This is a genomic window from Mycobacterium sp., assembly GCF_040398885.1.
Taxonomy (GTDB): domain Bacteria; phylum Actinomycetota; class Actinomycetes; order Mycobacteriales; family Mycobacteriaceae; genus Mycobacterium.
Genome location: NZ_JBBATF010000272.1, coordinates 1 through 2,280, shown reverse-complemented (window position 1 = coordinate 2,280; position 2,280 = coordinate 1). Strand labels below are relative to the sequence as shown.

Below are 2,280 nucleotides of genomic sequence, written 5' to 3'. Positions count from 1 at the left end.
CACACGCTGACCTCGGCGCCGAGGGCGCGCAGATCCGGCGCGGCGGCGGCCAGCCGGCCGACCTCGGCCGCATCGCGGGCGACGGGCGTGGCCGCGGCGGCGGAGTCGCCCGGCCAGCCGGTGCCCGGCGGAACCGGGGAGTCGAACTGCCGGCCGGTTCGGGGGTGGGGTCGGCGCGTCACGGAATCTATGCTGCCTGCAATGACCACCTCCCGCGGGCCGGGGCTGCTGATTCTCGCCTCAGCGTTCCTCGCCGCGGCCGCCAACGGCATCTCGATGGTCGCCTTCCCCTGGCTGGTGCTGCAGCGCACCGGCAGCGCGACCGACGCCTCGGTGGTGGCCGGCGCGGCGACCCTGCCCCTGCTGCTGGCCACCCTGATCTCCGGCAGCGCAGTCGATTTCCTCGGCCGGCGCCGGGTCGCCATGCTGGCCGACACCCTGTCGGCGGTCTCGCTGGCGGCCATCCCGGTCCTGGCCCACTTCGTCGGTGTGGACGCACTCAACATCGTCGTGCTCTCCGCGCTGGCGGCCCTGGGGGCGTTCTTCGACCCGGCCGGCCTCACGGCCCGACGGTCCATGCTGCCCGAGGCGGCACAGCGCGCGGGCTGGTCCATCGACCAGGCGAACAGCTTCTACGAGGCCGGCTTCAACCTGGGCTACCTCACCGGCCCCGGCGTCGGCGGCGTGCTGATCGCGACCATCGGCGGAGTGAACACCATGTGGGTGACCGCCGCGGCCTTCGGTTGCTCGATTCTGACGATGGCGGTGCTGAGGCTGGAGGGGGCGGACCAGCCCGACCCGGAGCAGCGGCCCGAGAGCGTGCTGACCGGGATGATGGAGGGTCTGCGGTTCGTCTGGAACAACCGGGTGCTGCGCACACTGGGCCTGATCGACCTCGCGCTGATCGGCTTGTACCTGCCGATGGAGAGCGTGCTGTTCCCGAAGTACTTCTCCGACCGAAACGAACCGGCCCAACTGGGCTGGGTGTTGATGGCGCTGTCGATCGGCGGGCTGGTCGGCGCGCTGAGCTGGTCGGTGCTGTCCCGCGTGGTGAGCAAGCGGGCGACCGTGCTGACCGCCGTGCTCACCTACGGGGTGGCGATCCTGGTGATCGCGACGCTGCCGCCGCTGCCGGTCATCCTGGTGCTGGCCGCCGTCATCGGTCTGGTGTACGGCCCGATCGGGCCGATCTACAACTCGGTCATGCTGACCCTGACCCCGGAGAGCCTGCGCGGCAGGGTGGTGGGGGTGATGACGTCGATGGCCTACGCCTCGGGGCCGCTGGGTTTCATGCTGGCCGGGCCGCTGATCGACGCCTTCGGACTGCGGGTCGCCTTCGTGGCACTGGCGGCGCCGATCCTGGTGGTCGCCCTGGTATGCCCGTGGCTCCCGGCGTTGCGGGAACTCGACGGGTCGCCGAACGCGGGCTCCTAGAAGACGGGTCGCCGAACGCGGGCTCCTGGAAGACGGGTCGCCGAACGCGCACTCATACAATGTTGAGGTGACGGATCTGGCGAGTCTGGCGGCCGAACTCGGGGAGGGCGTGCTCGTCACCGATCCCGACATCCTCGGCTCCTACCGCCACGACCGGGCGATGGATCCGGCCGCCGGGATCCCGCTGGCCGTGGTGCGGCCGACGAAAACCGAAGAAGTGCAGGCGGTTCTGCGCTGGGCCAGTGCCCACCGGGTGCCGGTGGTGCCGCGCGGGATGGGCACCGGGCTGTCCGGTGGGTCGACCGCCCTGGACGGCGGCATCGTGCTCTCGACGGAGAAGATGCGCGAGATCACCGTCGACCCGATCACCCGCACCGCCGTCGTGCAACCGGGCCTGCTCAACGCCGAGGTCAAGAAAGCCGTCGCCGAGTACGGACTCTGGTATCCCCCGGACCCGTCGTCCTACGAGATCTGCAGCATCGGCGGAAACGTCGCCACCAACGCCGGCGGCCTGTGCTGCGTGAAGTACGGCGTGACAACCGATTACGTGCTGGGCCTGCAGGTCGTCCTTGCCGACGGCACCGCGGTGCGCCTCGGGGGCCCTCGCCTCAAGGACGTCGCCGGGCTCAGCCTGGTCAAGCTGTTCGTCGGCAGCGAGGGCACCCTCGGGGTGGTCACCGAAGCGACCCTGCGACTACTGCCACCGCAGCGCACGACGGCGACCGTGGTGGCCACCTTCGACTCGGTGGAGGCCGCCGCCGGTTCGGTGGTCGAGATCACCGCCAAGATCCGGCCCTCGATGCTGGAGTTCATGGACGCCGTCGCCATCAACGCCGTCGAGGACAA

Annotated in this window: 2 protein-coding genes and 1 pseudogene; 2 read left to right on the top strand and 1 reads right to left on the bottom strand. The window is 70.7% G+C overall.

Going from position 1 to position 2,280, the window contains the following annotated elements; genetic code table 11:
• Positions 1-182, bottom strand: a pseudogene (locus ADBZ5U_RS15900) (uracil-DNA glycosylase); the annotation flags it as partial.
• A gap of 19 nt (positions 183-201) precedes the next feature.
• Between ADBZ5U_RS15900 and tap the strand changes: the two are divergent.
• Positions 202-1,434, top strand: coding sequence for a multidrug efflux MFS transporter Tap (gene tap, locus ADBZ5U_RS15895; RefSeq protein WP_526811809.1), 1,233 nt, complete (start codon positions 202-204; stop codon positions 1,432-1,434).
• Positions 1,435-1,501: 67 nt separating this feature from the next.
• A partial coding sequence (locus ADBZ5U_RS15890; RefSeq protein ID WP_526811807.1) for an FAD-binding oxidoreductase occupies positions 1,502-2,280 on the top strand: 779 nt, incomplete at its 3' end.

Excerpts from the sequence above, each read along its gene's own strand:
- tap (WP_526811809.1), top strand. The coding sequence starts at position 202 with ATGACCACCTCCCGCGGGCCGGGGCTGCTGATTCTCGCCTCAGCGTTC.